The sequence below is a fragment of the Floridaenema fluviatile BLCC-F154 genome (assembly GCF_041929135.1).
GTDB classification, from domain to species: Bacteria; Cyanobacteriota; Cyanobacteriia; order Cyanobacteriales; family Aerosakkonemataceae; genus Floridanema; species Floridanema fluviatile.
On sequence record NZ_JBHFNS010000059.1, the window covers coordinates 82,997 to 98,760 of the forward strand.

Here is a 15,764-nt window from a genome sequence, read left to right on the forward strand (position 1 = left end):
ATAAGCATCGATCGCAACTATTCTAGAACTTACGCACTCAGATCCCCCAACCCCCTTACCAAGGGGGCTTGAGAAATTCCCCCCTTTGGTAAGGGGGGCTAGGGGGGATCTGGGTTTCAGGCTGAGAGTGCGTAAGTCCTATATTCTAACTATGCGGCGAGATTCCATCTTTTACCAATTATTTCAACAATCCCCAGAAATATTGTTTGAGCTACTCGATCGTCCTCCAGCCAATGCTCAAAGCTATCGGTTTGATTCTGTTGCTGTTAAAGAACCCAAGTTTGAAATTGATGGAGTATTTCTCCCACCAGAATCGGAAATACCGGGAGTTGTTTATTTCTGCGAAGTGCAGTTTCAAAAAGATGAACTACTTTATGAACGATTGTTTGGGGAATCGTTTCTTTATTTTTATCGCAATCGTTCTCGCTTTAGTGATTGGCAAGCTGTGGTGATTTATCCATCCCGAACGATCGAGCAAAGTCAAATCCTTCCATATCAAGATTTATTGAATGGGAGTCGCGTTCATCGAGTATATCTCAATGAATTGGGCGATATGGCTCAATTACCGTTGGGAGTTGCGTTGATGGTATTAACAACGCTTCAGGAAAATCAAGCAGCGGTGGAAGCTCGAAATTTGTTGGCGCGTTCACGACAAGAATTACCGTCAGAAACGAGTCGTGCCATCATAGAAATGCTAACGACAATTATGGTTTATAAGTTCACAAATTTAAGTCGGCAAGAGGTGGAAGCAATGTTGGGAATCACGCTTGAACAAACAAGGGTATACCAGGAGGCAAAAGCGGAGGGACGTGAAGAGGGAGAACGATCGCTCATCCTACGCCTACTAACTCGAAGAGTGGGACAACTTCCTGAGTCAGTCATATTACAAATTAATACCTTATCTATCGCCCAAATAGAATTACTGGGGGAAGCGTTACTAGATTTCTCTAATCTGTCTGATTTAGAGGTATGGTTGACCCAACAGGAACAGTAGGTGAGCTATATTGTGGAAACGCACTTTGCCTAACTTGCTCTGTAAGCTTTTGGTGTCATCCCTGTGATTTGCCGAAATTGTTTGGTTAAGTGACTGTGGCTGTTAAACCCACAATCTAAGGCTATTTCTATAATGGAGCGATCGCTAATTTTTAATAGCTGCTTTGCTCGTTCTACTCTTTGCTGAATTAAATATTGATGTGGAGACGATCCGATCGATTGCTTAAATAAACGGCTGAAATGAAATTGGCTCATATCGAGCAATTGGGCTAAGTTTTCTAGTCTGAGATCTCCATCTAAATTAGCATCAACATAATCTAAAATTTGCTGCAATTGACTTGGGGGTAAACCACCTTCGTAAACGGGTAACTGTGGTTTTGTTGTGGCATGATGTCGGAGAAGATTCACTGCTAGAATGTTTGCTAGTGAGTCTAAATATAGTTGATTGTCAGAGGTTTGTTGTTGCGATTCTTGAAAAAGCATCATGGCGATCGCTTCAATTTGGGAGTTATGAAGCTGAAATTCAGGTATTAATTGGAGTCGATCGCAGTCCCGATCGAGCGTTTCTCTAGCAATGTTTTGCAAAAACTTCGACTTGAGGCGAATTTGCAAGCAATTTTCCTCTCCTTCCCATCGAACAAATAGGGGTATATTTGCCGGAGTGATTAAGATATCTCCTTGACGATACAGCCCCGTGAAGGTCTTGCCATCCTGTATTTGCACATAATGAATCGGGCGTGGTGTAAGGGATAAAAACAGGGTATGCTCATCTTCAAAGTGACAATTTCCTTCTCCAGGCGGGTTTTGCAGCTGTTCAACTCGAACATTCTCCCAGTGAGATGGGCGATTTGTTTGGGCTGGTGCGATCGCAGGATTTTGCATCATCGAAACTCCGTATGCCTTGCACTTGCACTAATATTAAGCTGTTACGCATTTAAAAGTCATATTGTAGGGTGCGTCAGATTTAGATATTTTCCTTTCTATATCAGGCTTTACTGTCTGACGCACCCTACTCGTTAATAAGTGATTTAAATGCGTAACAGCTTATACCAATTCTCTATGAAGATGCCCTTAATTCACCCCACCCCAAACCCCTCCCCGTCTACAGGGAGGGGCTATGATTAAGCGCAATTTTACACAGAATTGGTATTAGTCAAGTTTTCCAGTTTGCAGGTCTGGTGAAATTAACAATTAGCCGCAAGATTGTACAAGTAACGCAAGAATCAGATAGTTGAGAATCGAGCTTTTTTCTAATCTGAGGATATCGTTACTTGGGAAAAGCAATCATGAAAATCGTAATTTTTGGGGCAAGTGGTAGTGTTGGTCGGCAAGTTGTTGAACAGGCTCTCGAACAAGGTCATACGGTAACAGCTTTTGCCCGTAACCCTGCCAAGCTCGATATCCAACACCGCAATCTGATATTGTTTCCGGGAGATGTAATGGATCTTTCAGCGGTGGAACAGGCGGTGCAAGGACAAGATACTGTTGTCTGCACCCTTGGTTCTGGGCAAAAGCTGACGGGAACCATTCGCTCAGAGGGAACAAGACAGATTATCGAGGCGATGAAGCGATCGGGTATTCGACGGTTGATCTGCCAAACTACTCTGGGCGCAGGCGAAAGTTGGGGCAGCCTCAATTTTTACTGGAAGTACATCATGTTTGGCTTGATTTTGCGGAATGTGTTCGCCGATCATGAACTGCAAGAGCAGTATGTAAAACAAAGCGGTTTGGACTGGACTATTGTGCGTCCGGGAGCTTTTGTTGATGGCAAGCGTATTGGTCAGTATCGCCACGGCTTCCCCGGTACTGATAAGACCTCAAAGCTGAAAATTTCCCGCGCAGATGTGGCAGATTTTATCTTAAAGCAATTGGGCGATCGATCTTATCTGCACCAAGCGCCTAGTTTGTCCTATTAGAACTTTTAAATGGATGGGCGTTGCTGAATTAGAAGCGAAAATAACTAATATCAATTCCGGCGGCGCTGGAATTGATATTACGTTAAAAAACCGCGTTTCTCTGTTGGAAATATTAAAACAGATGTGCAAATTTCCTTAGTTGCTAAGTTTGGGGAGTATTTTTTAATTAAACTCTTCATTAGTGAGGAATAAGATGCAGATGCTTACCAAACTCATCGGCTTAATATTGCTAATTGTCGGCGTATATTTTGTTGGTCAAAATATTATTTTTACGACTCAAGTATCCCGCTATTGGTGGAGCGATCTTTCGGCTGCTGGCTCTGTTCTAGCAATTACTAGCGGTATTATATCGTTATTATTTTTCCGCCGCTTCATGGGGGATTTAGGTTGGGGGTTAGTTGTTCTGGGTATTTTATTAATATTTGTTAGTGGAAAAGTTGTTCTATTACCTACGAGTCTGTGGTACTTCTTTTTGTCTTTTGTTTCTCTAATTTCTGGGTTTAAGTTGATTTCAACTGGCAGGCTTGATTTTTAGTTTTTACCGAAAATAGGAGAACGATATACCTACGGTACTACGCGATCGCACCTCCCAGCAATTAACTTATTGATGAGAAAGTGCGATCGCCACCAGAAAAACCCCCGATCGTATTTAACCAGAAATCAACTCCCGATTACTAACTTGAATTTTAGCTTGCCGCGCCTCATTTTTAATTGTTTGGGCAATTGTGTCAGCTACTTGTTTACTTGACCAATAACTACCGTGAGCATCGCCACCATGTACTAAAGCCAAAATTTTCTGACTTACCATTTTAAAAAGGAAATCAGAGAAGTCTTCTCTTTGAATAACGATATCTGCCAAATCGAGATATTTTGTTTCACCATTTAAGGAATCAAAAAGTAATTTTTCTAAGGGCCAAGCTACAGGATCTCCGGGGTGGAGAAAATTTAACCAAGGTAATTGTCTGTTGCGGATATTGTATAAATTTTGCAGCAATTCCTCAAATAATTGTTGGAAATTATGAGTGCTGCCATCAACATGAAGTAAGCTAAAAAGTGCGATCGGTGAACCCATTGTATGAATGCTAGCAAGTTCGATACCTGTATAAGGACTTGGCGATAAACCAAATAAAGTATTCCGAATATCCATAACATCTTGATGGGCTGGAACATTCGGATAATTCCAACGTTTAGCGAACAAAATATCAAACAAAATAACTGTTCCCCAACTGTGAGTAATTAGGTGCAAACGGTCTTTGTTAGGATCGTAACCTTTTAATCCCTCTTTGGCTTGTTCTTTAATCCGTTGTACAACTTCTGAGCCAATGGTTCGGCTAAGATAAAGTGCTGCATCACCTGCAAATTGTAATAATTGATTGGCGCGAAAGTCTTGAAACCAAAGTTCGTTCCAAGCCGTTGATTGTTTAAAAGTGTTGCGGAGTCTTTCTTGGGCATCTTCGTTAATATCACCCCAGTAAAGCGGAATTTTTTCTAGTTGGAGAGATGAATCTGCGCTTTCTTGTATTAACTGGAAAAGTTTGTCGGCGTAAGAGGGCTTTTCCAGCTTGTCGCGGGTGTTTACGCCATGTATAAACAATAGGTAATCTTTTGCCATTGGTCAATTCTCGAAACAAGGACTATATAGTTATTACCAATTGCGCTGACTTGAATCCGGATCTGTAAACTGTATTTTTACGGAGATTTATTCTAGATAATGTGGAAAATCTTCAATAAACTTAATATAATAAGTGAAAATACATATACAACTCATCGAGGCTAAGATTCGCCATGAGAAATATTCCGTACTCTTTTATACTGCGGCGATTGGCTACGATCTTGTCTGTGGCAATTATTTCTCTGAGTTTAATAGCAGCAATTACGGGAATTTTGCTGTCTTTTTATTACGAACCTACTGCGGGTGGGGCGTATAATTCATTGCAAATTATTAAATCCGAAATTCCTAATGGTTGGTTAATTCAGCGGCTTCATGAAGTTGCGGGTAATGGATTAATTGCTGTTGCTTTAATTCAAATTGTGGTGATGTTTTTGGGTGAGAAATTTCGCCGGAGTTGGTTAACTGCTTGGATTAGTGGGATTTTGTTAACTTTAACTGCGATCGCACTCAGTTGGACAGCCATGTTACTTGACTGGACACAGTTAGGATATTGGCGTTTTAACATTGAATTGGGAACCATTGAAGTAATTCCTTTAATTGGTTCTCTATTGCGCGAATTTCTTACAGGTGGAGGCGCAGTTAACACGATGACGGTAATGCGTCTTTACACTTTACATAGCTACATTTTGGCAATGGGGGCGATCGTACTAGCGATCGTTCATTTAATGGGATTATTGCGACAAGAACAAGAAGAAAAGCAAGAATCAATAGAAATCAGTAACACAGCTTATTAGTAAATTAGGAGTTTGGATTTAACCAAGTTATTTGGTATTTCTAAACTCACCAATTTTTACCCGAATAAGTGACATTATAAAACTCCCATAATTGCTGTTGTTATTTGATTAAGTGGGATAGCTTTATCGCTTAAACCTGCTTCTTCAACTGCTCTAGGCATTCCATAAACTACACAGCTTTCTTCGGCTTCTGTAAAGATTAAACCGCCATGAGATTTAATCCAAGCTGAACCTTGTTTGCCATCGGAACCCATGCCAGTCATGACTACGCCTAAAACGCGATCGCCAAAAACCTCTGCTGCTGATTGAAATAATACATCGACACTAGGGCGATGCAAAGTATCAAATGGACGAGCATCTAAATGAGTAAGAACACTACCGTCAGGTTGACGAATAAAACTTAAATGTCTTCCCGCTGGTGCAATTAAAACTGTTCCGGCAGTTACCGGATCTTTCTCCTTTGCTTCTACCACTTTTAACGGTGAAATATCATTCAATCTTCTAGCGTACATTTCTGTATATCCCACTGGCATATGTAACACAACTGCTACTGGAATGGGAAAGTCTTCTGGTAATTGAGGAATTAAAAAAGAAAGTGCTTGGGGACCACCTGTAGAAATTCCCATAACTACAATATCGACGGCTCCTGATGAAACTTTACTTACCAGAGGTGATGTTATTCGGTTATTAGTATTTGTGGGTAAATTACTGAGTTTAATTTGAGCAGCAGCTTTAACTTTTTGAATTAATTCATCGCTAATTTCAAATACTTTTTCTGTTGCTAATGCGGTAGGTTTTTGCACAAATTCTACTGCGCCAGCATCTAAAGCTTCTAATGCAGTTTCGCCACTCTCGCTAGCAATGCTGACAATAATGACTGGTAAAGGGCGGCGCTGCATTTGTTCCCGCAAAAATTCCACGCCATTCATGTTTGGCATAATTAGATCTAACGTAACTACATCTGGTTGAAGTTCTGCAACACAATCTAATGCTTCTCTGCCATCGCGAGCCGTGCCGATGACTTCGATGAATGGACTGCGGGATAACATTTGTTTAATTACCTTCCGCACGTATGCAGAGTCATCTACAACTAAAACCCGAATTACTTCTTCCATTATTTTTTCTCCTGTACGCTAAAATATAATTTTAAGTGTTTTGCTAACAACATTGTTTGATTGTTTCTATTATTTAAGATTTTACATAAATAAAAGCACCATTGATTTCTTGTAATTCAAATTTATTAGTTAATCTTAAGAGAGATTCGGAAGCGGCAACACATAAATAAGCAGGCTTAGGCATATATTTGGCAAAAAAATCGACGGTTTTACGAATTGTTTTATGGTCGAAGTAAATAAAGACATTCCGACAAAATATAATATTAGCACTAGCTAGATATTTAATCTCATCTTCTGCCACTAAGTTAGCGATCGACCACTCAATCGAGTCGTGAATTTCCGGGATAATTTGCCACTTATTGTCTTGGGTTGGGAAAAAATATTTAGTTTGTAAATGTAATGGTAAGGTGCGGAAGGAACGCTCTCGATACAAACCTGTTTTAGCTTTAGCGATCGCGCTAGCACTAGCATCGCTAGCATAAATTTTAATTGGTACTTTGTTCAGCAAACCTGTCTCATTCAGTGCCATAGCAATAGAAATTGGTTCTTCCCCAGTGGCACAAGCGGCGCTCCAAATTCGCAAAGTTCGGTTGGGAAACTGAGCAAAGTGTTCAGGAACCAAGACATTAACTAAAGCTTTAATTTGATCTACTTCCCGCCAAAAAAAAGTTTCTTGTACAGTAATAACATCCATTAGATGTGTCCATTCTCCGGCAGCATTATCATCATATTTCAGCAGATAGTAGTAATCTAAAAATGAGCTAAAACCACAAGCAACTACGCGAGGAAAGAGTTTTTCTGCCAACAAATCGCGATTAGAATTAGTAAAATTCATCCCGGTACGTTCCTGAATCAAATCGCTTAATAAAATAAAATAGCTATCAGGTAAACCGAAGGATTCCAAACTAAATTTCATGATTGATGATTGTTGGACATTTTTGCCGTTATCGATTTTCAATTCCCAATTTTAATGTTTTAATCTAAAATTAACCAAGGGCTTTTTGTGCTGCTTGGCGAACTATAGGATCGGGGTCTGTATGTGCCATAACAGCGATTTTGCGTTCTGCATAGCGATTTCCTAAATGTTCTAATCCATTAACTGCGGCTAATCGCACGATTTGTTCTGGATCGTCCAAAGCGACGATCAAAAGTTCGGAAGCACGGGGACATCTTAATCTGGTCAATACTTCTACGGTGGCGCAGCGGACTTCCAGGTTAAAATGAGTTAAACCTTTGCCAATTGCTTCAACTTGCTTTTCTCCCAAATTCGCCAGAGCGATAATGCAGGCTTCGTTGTGTTTTAGATTAGCGGTTAATTCTAGCAAAGCGGCGATCGCTTCTTTTGTAGCCAACTGTGCTAATGCTTCAATAGCAGCAAACACAACGGTTACATCTGAGTCTGTAGCTGCTAGATCCTGTAAAATCGATTCGATATCTTGACCACCTCTTTTTCCTAAAGCTTTAACTGCACAGACTCGGAGGAACAAATCTTCTGAGCGCAAAGCGGAAAGTAAAGGTGGTAAAGAATTCGGGTGTCCCACTTGTCCCAAAGCACTTAAAGCGGCTCGGACTAAATCGTTCGGCAATTTAGTATCCTCAGCAATGGGAGCCAAGAAGGAAACTACTCTTGCGCCGCCAATTTGTCCTAAAGCTTCTACAGCAGCGATTCGCACGATCGTACTGGGATCTCGATGAGCGAGATTGGCTAAGGTATCGATCGCCTCAGTATAACCATTCCAACCGATCGCTTTAGCTGCATAGTAGCGTACCCAAGGTTCTTTATCTTGTAAAGCCTTTAACAAATGGGGATAAACTAAAGTGCAATCCATTTGTCCCAAAGCTCTAGCAGCAGCGGCTCTAACTTTTGGAGTTTCTCGTTCCAAAGCGTGAATTAAAGTAGGTAATACAGGAGCATTTTCCAAGTAAGGAATTAATTCGATCGCGGCTTTCCGTACATCTTCCGCTTGGTCTTGACAGCGTTCTAAAAGTAGGTTTACACATTCATTAAAAGCAAAATATCCGGCAATCTTTACTGCTGATTCGCGGACATAAGCATCAGTATCTTGCAGCAAAGTAATCATTCGGTTGAGCATATCTGGATGCCCTAAAGAATTAAGTGCAGCTACTACTGCTAAACGCACGGTGCTATCAGGATGACCGATTAAACTTAGGAGTGTATCGAAAGAACGGCGATCGCCAATTTGCGCCAAAGAATTAGCAGTAACGACCATTAATTCTGGTAAAGGGGGATTAGATGAAAACTGCTCTTGATTAGTTTCCGAACTAGCTCCAGTTTCGGTTAATAATTGAGTTAATGCTGGTACAGCTTTGGAATCACCAATTCTACCTAAAGCAATTACTGCTGCTCTGCGGATTTCTAAATCTTCTGCTGACAATTGTTCGATTAATAAATTTGTGACTTTTTTGCCATAGCGAACTAAAGCTTCAATCACTGTACCTCGAACTATTTCTTCACCTAAAAGTCGGGTTAAAGCACGGGCGGTTTTGGGATTTCCATCACATCTGCCTAATAATAATGCGATCGCTCTTAACTCGTCCGGTTTATTATCATGAAGATTAGCTAATAAATTATCGATGCCTCTTTGATCAATTGCGGTAAAAGCTAAATCAGCAATATAATCACCTTCATGGTAAGCATTTTCATAACGGTCATGTAACACGCCAATTGCACTTACTATATTAGGCACAGGCGGGTTTGGTTGATTTAACAAACTGGCAATTGCTGACACTACACTAGAGTCGCCCAAAAAGGCTAAGGTATCGACTACCGCAGTTACTAATAATTCATCTCCTAACAAAGGTAAAAGTTGGTTAGCAACAAAGGCTAATTTAGGTAAGTTTACTTCCTTCAAACTAATACTTTTTAAAGCATCTAAGGCGGGAAATGCCAGGAAAAAATCTCCGCCACAAGCGATCGCCACTAAATCTTCTACGGCATCAATTGCTTGTAAATGTCCTAAAGCATCAATTGCATGATATTGGACATTGGAATCGCTATCTTGTAAGGCTATTTGTAAAGCTGGAATTGCCCGAATGTCTTTTTGTTCTCCTAAAGCTAAGGCGGCATAAACTCGCAAATCAGCATCTTCACTATTCAGACAGTCAATTAAAGCGGGAACAATATCAACTTTGCCATGAGCTAAAACTTGCAATACACCGTTTAAAACACTAGGATTACGGTGTTCTTCGCGTAAACTTCTTAATAGGGAAGTGGCAAGAGTTGAGCCACTAATTGCTGCTAATCCATCAACGGCAGCACGACGAACTCGCCAACTGCGATCGCCTAATGCTTTAACTAGCATTTGTTCTGGTTCTGATATCTTAGCTTTTGCCAAAGTTTGGACAGCAACTAAACGCAGATTTTCTTCTGGGCTTTCTAGTTGTTCGGCTATATTTAGTCTGATTTCCAGTTCGTTGGTAATATCTTCGATCGTCACTATCGTACCGATAATTTCATTCTTTTCTTTTAAAGGAGCAATTGTTACTCGTTGCTGCATTTTTTGAAAGTAGCGCGAGGGAATTGTCAGGGAACATTCAAATAAGTAAGGGTAAATTTTTTGAGGCAGGGTTTCAATTATTCCGTGTTGTAGTACCCGCTGAAAATGTCCAGAGATACCACTTTCAGTAAAGCAGGGAATTAGTTCAGCTAAAGCTGAACCTTTGGCGACTTCTTCAGATAATCCGGTGGCTTTAGTTAGCCAATTATCCCAAGAAGATACGACGAGAGAATTATCTGTCGTGAAAATACTAATTGTTGGCTCATTGTTTATGTTTAACATTAGATTTGGTTGGTGTTTGATAGTTAGGAGAGTAGGGGAAATTTGGCAATTTTAGATTTATTGTTGGTGGAAGCAATCTAAAATCTGAGGACTTGTTCAACTTCTTTGATTTCTTGCAGATGGCGATCGCTCCCAGCCCGAATTTGATCTAAACTTTTCAAAATTACACTAGCAAGATTGGAATATTCTCGATTACTGCGGTTAATGACGGCAATCTGTCTAGAAATATTTTGTGTCCCGGAAGTCATATCTTTAACTGCCCTTGTTTGTTCTTTCATGGCTTTAGCTGTTTGGTCAGTTTGACGGCGAATACTTTCGACGGCGCTGGTAATTTGCGAGGCAGCACTGGCTTGTTCCATCATCGCTTTAGTAATATGACTAATTAACCGAGCCAGACGTTCAGATTCTTGAGAAATTTGTTCGGAACCTGCGGCTTGTTCTGCGATCGCACGAGAGGTATTTGTTGAAGCACGACGCATTAATTCTACAGCTTGTAAAATTTGGCTAGCACCTTTTGCTTGTTCTGCGGTTGCTTGGCGGACTTGAATTGCTAAAGAAGTTGTACTTTGTGCGGCTTTAATAATTTCCCTAGCGGCTCTTCCTTGTTCGTTCATTGCATTAGAAACTTGCAAGGTAATTTTCCGCATTTGTGCCGAAGATTGCACAATACTTTGGGCAAATTTCGCTTGTTCTTTAGTAGCTTGAGCTACTTCTTTTGCTTGGGTTGCTGTGGTATTAATCGCGTTAACTACAGTTTGTCCAGCACTCAATTGTTCTTCGGAAGCAACAGCAATTTGCCGGACTAATTGAGTAGTTTCCTGCACTCCATTCAGAATTACTTTTAATCCTGAAGCGCCTTCTTCAGCTAAACGACCACTTTCTTCTGCTACCTGCATTCCATCGTTGGATTTAGCTACTGCTTCTTGAACTACATCTTGTAATGATTTAATAATTATGGCAATATCACTAGTAGCTTGGGCAGCACGTTCGGCAAGATTACGAATTTCTTCGGCAACTACAGCAAAACCTCTGCCAGCATCTCCGGCTCTCGCTGCTTCAATTGAGGCATTTAATGATAGTAAATTAGTGCGTTCTGCAATTAAATTAATCGTATCTACAATGCTGCTAATTTCATTAGTTTGTTTGCCCATATCCCGAATTACATCAGCAGTTTGTGCCATTGAATCACGAACTCTAATTAATCCTTGAATTGATTTTTGTACGGTAACGCCTCCTGTTTCTGCGTCTCTAGCTACACGGGTAGTAATTTCATCTGCTTGTCTGGTGAGATTGCTGACAGAACGGATTGAGCGATCGAGTTCAGTAGCACTAGCAGCGGCATTAGTAGCTGCTTCGGTAATTTGGTTAGTATTTTGGGCGACTCCTTGAATACTAGTCGCCATTTCTTCAATTGAACTAGAAACTCCTTCCACTGTAGCAGCTAAATTTTCTGAGGTAGCAGAAACTTGTTCAATTGATGCTGCCATTTCGTTAATTGAAGAGGTAGCTTTTTCGGCAGCGTTACTTAAATCATCAGAATTATGGGCGACGCTTTGAATAGAACGAGTCATTTCTTCTACAGAAGCAGCGGTTTCATTGATTGATGAAACTAAATTTTCTGTATCTCTACTGACGCTTTTTCCCGACGCAGAAATTTGGTTCATCGAAGTAGTAACCTGAGTGGCTGAGGTCGCCATTTCTTCCGCGGTATTAGCCACACTTTTAATTGAATTAGTACTTTCTTGAATGGAAGTTGCAGTTTGATTTACCGATGCAGCTAATTCCACAGTACCAGCAGTTACTTGTTCAATTGATGCTGCCATTTCGTTCACAGAGGAAACTAGCTGTTCTGCTGAAGTAGCTACTGATTCCGCTTGTATAGATGTTTCTTGCAGAGATTTCACTATAGTATTAGTACTATTGCTGACTTCTTCGATTTGATTTATTTGTGATTCTATTCCTTGAGAAATTGTAGTTGTTGCTCGATTAACTCGGTTAAACTTTTGCAATACTTCTTCGTTTTGGTAAATATTATTACTAATTTCAGCAGGTTTTTCTCGATTTTTAGAACGCAGTTTCATTTCTGATTTCGGAGATTTACCATTGGGGCGGGAGGAATTCTTAGCCATTGTTTTATCCTAATGTTTATTTACAACTATGGTTCTGTTAAAGAAGTAGGAGCGAGGCAGAATTATTAATTAATTGTCGCTTACGGAGCGTGGAGGGGTGAGTTTTGTTCAGATATTTTTGCGGCGAAAATGTTGTCTGCTAAATTTACTCCTACTGTTGTATCTGTAGTTAAGGTAATTATTTCTTCGGCGTTAAGAATCAAAATTAGCCGTTCTCCCAACATGGCAATGCCAGCTAAATATTTACCACTTAATCCAGAAATTGCTTCTGGTGGTGGCAAAATTATGTCCGAAGGAATAGAAATAAATTCGCGGGCGGAGTCAGCAATCAACCCAACTATACGATTATCCACATTAATCACAATTAGTCTGGTACGAATATTATAGGGAACTTTTTCCCAACCAAATCTAACTCTTAAATTAATTGCCGGAATTACTTGACCGCGGGAAAAAACTACTCCTTCGACAAAGTTTGGCGCATTGGGTACAGGTGTAATTTGTTCGACCATTTCCATTTGTTGGACTACCTGAGAGTTGATTCCGTAGGTAGTTCCTGCTAATTCAAACAGGATAAATGGTAATGATGAATTTTGATTTTCTGGCGATCGATCGGGTTGTTTTGACATCACTTTTTCCTCTTTATCTGTTAGTGTAATTATGTAAAATTATCCAGCTTTTCCGGGATAGTTTTTAATTTTCACTGCTGAATTAGCGATCCGAGTTAACGCTAAAGTATCAATAATTAGGACAATGCGCCCATCACCGAGTTCGGTAGCACCTGCAATACCGATAGTTTGTACGAGGGAATCTGTTAGTGGTCTTACCACTATTTCCTGTTGTCCTAAAATCTGGTCTACAGCGATCGCAATAGCGTTTACACCATTACCAACTACAATTAATTTTAAGTTACTTTTAGCAGGAGACAATTCAATTTTGCCAAATTTCTGATTAATTTTTACCTCTTTGTTTGTCGGTGTTTCATTATTGTTTTTTAGGTTAAATACTGTTGCCAATCTAATTAAAGGTAAAACCTGTCCTCGATAGGGAATTAGTTCGTTATTTTCCAAAATAGCGATCGCACTTTCCGGTACTTGAATCACTTCTCGCACCGCAGATTGAGGGATGGCGAAAGTTTGGTTTTGCACAGAGATGATTAGGGCATCTGCGATCGCCAAAGTCAAAGGTAATTGAATCGTGAAAGTTGTACCTTTCCCTTTTTCAGATTCAAGAGTTATAAAACCCCCTAATTCATTTACCGTATTTTTTACTACTACCATTCCCACACCCCTTCCACTAGTCAAATCTACTTGTTCGCGAGTGGAAAAACAGGGGGAACAAATAATATCAAGAATTGTATTATCATCTATTGTTTGATTCGGCAAAAATGAATCAATTAAATCTTGTTTTTTCGCTTGATTTATCACTGCTTCTACATCCACGCCTCGCCCATCATCCGCGATTTGAATTACTACCATTTCTCCCGCAGTAGCCGCCCGCAAGCTAATCTTTCCTTGGGGAGATTTACCACTATTAATTCGTTCAGACTCCGATTCTAAACCGTGACTAACTGCATTGCGTACCATGTGCATCATCGGGTCTAACATTCGTTCAACCACGAATTTATCTATTTCCGTATTTTGTCCATACAACTCCAAAGAAATTTGTTTTTGACTTTCTTTTGCCAAATCACGAATTACGAATTGCATTCGGGTAAAAATTTCGCCAATGGGGACTAAACGCACGCGCATTACGCCTTCTCGCAAGTCGCGCAACTGTCGTTCTAAAGTCAAATTTGTTTCCCGCAAAGTACGTAATTCAGCCGCAGGTACTTTATTTTTTAAATTCTTTAAATTATCGGCAAACTTGGCGCGAGTAGTAACTAATTCTCCCACCATTCGCATTAATTCATCTAACTTTGTTAAGTCTACCCGAACTACATTAGAAGGAGTAGATCCGGTAGCATTAATAATTGGAGAAGTTTGGGTAAGAGGAGATGTAGGATGTAAAGAAGTAAGCTTTTCTGGTTTTTCTGCGATTTCTTTGATTAAATATGTTCTATAAGTCAGTCCATCAGCATCCCACCCAGCAAAAGAAGTTTCAGGAACATTTGTTGTCACGACAAAATTGAAAACAACGTCGCCATTTTCCCGAATTTTTGGCGAAGCGTGAATCAATTTACCGATCGCTCGCAATCTTTCCCGAATAGTATTAACATTAATGCCTCGTTCTGCCTTTTCTTGTCCTGGTAAAAACTCAAATTGCCAAGCTATTTCGCCCTTTTCTAAAGCTAGTTGCAGTTCAGTTTGTTCGGCAGGTTTTAGTGCGATCGTAGTTAGTTGAATAGCAACAGAATTTACTGGTTGATTTTCTACTGTTTCTTTAATACTTAATGATTCTTCTTCATCTGGCATCTTTTCAGAAAAGGCATTGGTTAACTGACTCATTATTGAGCCAATATCCGGCAAAGTACTTTGAGTATGGTAAGCAGTAATCACCTGCTCTAACATAGTAGTTCCATCAATCAAAGCATCAATTCCTGCGGCAGTAAGTCTAATTTTTTGTTCCCGCAAAAGCCGCAGATAACTTTCCATTTCATGAGATAGTTCCTCAGCTTCTTTCAAGCCAACCATTCCTGATAAGCCTTTGATTGAATGAAAGCTAATAAAAAGTTTATCAAGTAAGGAATTCTCAATTTTTAGCTGATTAATTTGTGATTCAATTGTCAATAAAATATCCCGAATATTGATGATATGCTCATCACATTCGGCAAAATAATCATCAAGAAAGTTAGCAAAAAAATTATCCATTATTGATTGTTTTGCTTCAGCCAGCTTAAATGAGTGTTCCCTACTTTTCTTAATTTAACAATTCTAGTGCTTGGGCTGCAAAAGTTTTTGGTTCAAAAGGTTTAGTCAAATATCGTGACGCTCCCGCTTGTAATGCTTCAGCACGGCTAGTTTCATCGCCTTTAGTAGTTAAAACAATGATTGGGATGTGGCTGTATGCTTGATGCGATCGGACAAACTGTAAAACTTCTAATCCGTGCATATCCGGCATATTTAAATCCAAAATCATTAAATTAACTGGCGCTAGCACGAGTCTTTCAATTGCCTCTAAACCATTACTAGCCTCATTAAAAGTTACATCTTTTAATTTTTGCAATGATGCCATTACCATTCGTCGCATCGTTGCCGAATCATCCACAACTAAAATTTGTTTCATCAGTTTCTCCTTTATAGAGAATTCCATCCTCATAGAACTAAAAAGCGAAAATTTGGGTATAGTTTTACTTAGTCAGCTTCCCATATTAGTAAGTTAAATCAAAGTTTAAAGATACTATTTAGAGTTTCGATTTTATAAAATAATTACTATATAAAGTGTAAATCCATTGAGAATCTCATTGCT

Annotated in this window: 13 protein-coding genes; 4 read left to right on the forward strand and 9 right to left on the reverse strand. The window is 39.8% G+C overall.

Going from position 1 to position 15,764, the window contains the following annotated elements; all coding sequences use genetic code 11:
* Positions 1-151 precede the first annotated feature (151 nt).
* On the forward strand, positions 152-994 hold the full coding sequence (locus tag ACE1B6_RS15755; RefSeq protein ID WP_413258198.1) for an Rpn family recombination-promoting nuclease/putative transposase: 843 nt from the start codon (positions 152-154) through the stop codon (positions 992-994).
* 29 nt (positions 995-1,023) lie between these two features.
* On the opposite strand, the gene ACE1B6_RS15760 is transcribed toward ACE1B6_RS15755, so the two are convergent.
* Positions 1,024-1,875: a helix-turn-helix domain-containing protein gene (locus ACE1B6_RS15760; RefSeq protein WP_459563042.1), complete on the reverse strand. Its 852-nt coding sequence runs from the start codon at positions 1,873-1,875 to the stop codon at positions 1,024-1,026.
* Between the two features lie 404 nt (positions 1,876-2,279).
* Between ACE1B6_RS15760 and ACE1B6_RS15765 the strand changes: the two genes are divergently transcribed.
* Complete coding sequence (locus ACE1B6_RS15765) at positions 2,280-2,909, forward strand: NAD(P)-dependent oxidoreductase (RefSeq protein WP_413258200.1); 630 nt, start codon at positions 2,280-2,282, stop codon at positions 2,907-2,909.
* A gap of 199 nt (positions 2,910-3,108) precedes the next feature.
* Positions 3,109-3,444: a hypothetical protein gene (locus tag ACE1B6_RS15770; RefSeq protein WP_413258201.1), complete on the forward strand. Its 336-nt coding sequence runs from the start codon at positions 3,109-3,111 to the stop codon at positions 3,442-3,444.
* A 114-nt stretch (positions 3,445-3,558) separates the two neighbouring features.
* On the opposite strand, the gene ACE1B6_RS15775 is transcribed toward ACE1B6_RS15770, so the two are convergent.
* A complete protein-coding gene (locus ACE1B6_RS15775) occupies positions 3,559-4,521 on the reverse strand; it encodes a DDHD family phospholipase (RefSeq protein WP_413258202.1) in 963 nt (320 codons plus the stop codon).
* A gap of 173 nt (positions 4,522-4,694) precedes the next feature.
* Between ACE1B6_RS15775 and ACE1B6_RS15780 the strand changes: the two genes are divergently transcribed.
* Positions 4,695-5,315 (forward strand): cytochrome b N-terminal domain-containing protein, encoded by a 621-nt coding sequence (locus tag ACE1B6_RS15780; RefSeq protein ID WP_413258203.1) that lies wholly within the window; start codon positions 4,695-4,697, stop codon positions 5,313-5,315.
* Between the two features lie 74 nt (positions 5,316-5,389).
* Here ACE1B6_RS15780 and ACE1B6_RS15785 read toward each other — a convergent pair whose 3' ends face one another.
* The 7 genes from ACE1B6_RS15785 to ACE1B6_RS15815 all read right to left on the reverse strand — a co-directional run bounded on the left by ACE1B6_RS15785 (position 5,390) and on the right by ACE1B6_RS15815 (position 15,581).
* The gene (locus ACE1B6_RS15785) at positions 5,390-6,430 is read right to left on the reverse strand and encodes a protein-glutamate methylesterase/protein-glutamine glutaminase (RefSeq protein ID WP_413258204.1); all 1,041 of its coding nucleotides are present in this window, start codon (positions 6,428-6,430) and stop codon (positions 5,390-5,392) included.
* A 73-nt stretch (positions 6,431-6,503) separates the two neighbouring features.
* Positions 6,504-7,346 carry a CheR family methyltransferase gene (locus tag ACE1B6_RS15790; protein ID WP_413258205.1) on the reverse strand — a complete coding sequence of 281 codons (843 nt, stop codon included), beginning with the start codon at positions 7,344-7,346 and terminating at the stop codon, positions 6,504-6,506.
* 70 nt (positions 7,347-7,416) lie between these two features.
* Positions 7,417-10,230, reverse strand: coding sequence for a HEAT repeat domain-containing protein (locus ACE1B6_RS15795; RefSeq protein WP_413258206.1), 2,814 nt, complete (start codon positions 10,228-10,230; stop codon positions 7,417-7,419).
* A 77-nt stretch (positions 10,231-10,307) separates the two neighbouring features.
* Positions 10,308-12,359 carry a methyl-accepting chemotaxis protein gene (locus ACE1B6_RS15800; protein ID WP_413258207.1) on the reverse strand — a complete coding sequence of 684 codons (2,052 nt, stop codon included), beginning with the start codon at positions 12,357-12,359 and terminating at the stop codon, positions 10,308-10,310.
* 80 nt (positions 12,360-12,439) lie between these two features.
* Positions 12,440-12,985 (reverse strand): chemotaxis protein CheW, encoded by a 546-nt coding sequence (locus tag ACE1B6_RS15805; RefSeq protein WP_413258208.1) that lies wholly within the window; start codon positions 12,983-12,985, stop codon positions 12,440-12,442.
* A 39-nt stretch (positions 12,986-13,024) separates the two neighbouring features.
* Positions 13,025-15,166, reverse strand: a complete 2,142-nt coding sequence (locus ACE1B6_RS15810; RefSeq protein ID WP_413258209.1) for a chemotaxis protein CheA — start codon at positions 15,164-15,166, stop codon at positions 13,025-13,027.
* A 49-nt stretch (positions 15,167-15,215) separates the two neighbouring features.
* Positions 15,216-15,581, reverse strand: a complete 366-nt coding sequence (locus ACE1B6_RS15815; protein ID WP_413258210.1) for a response regulator — start codon at positions 15,579-15,581, stop codon at positions 15,216-15,218.
* Positions 15,582-15,764: the final 183 nt, after the last annotated feature.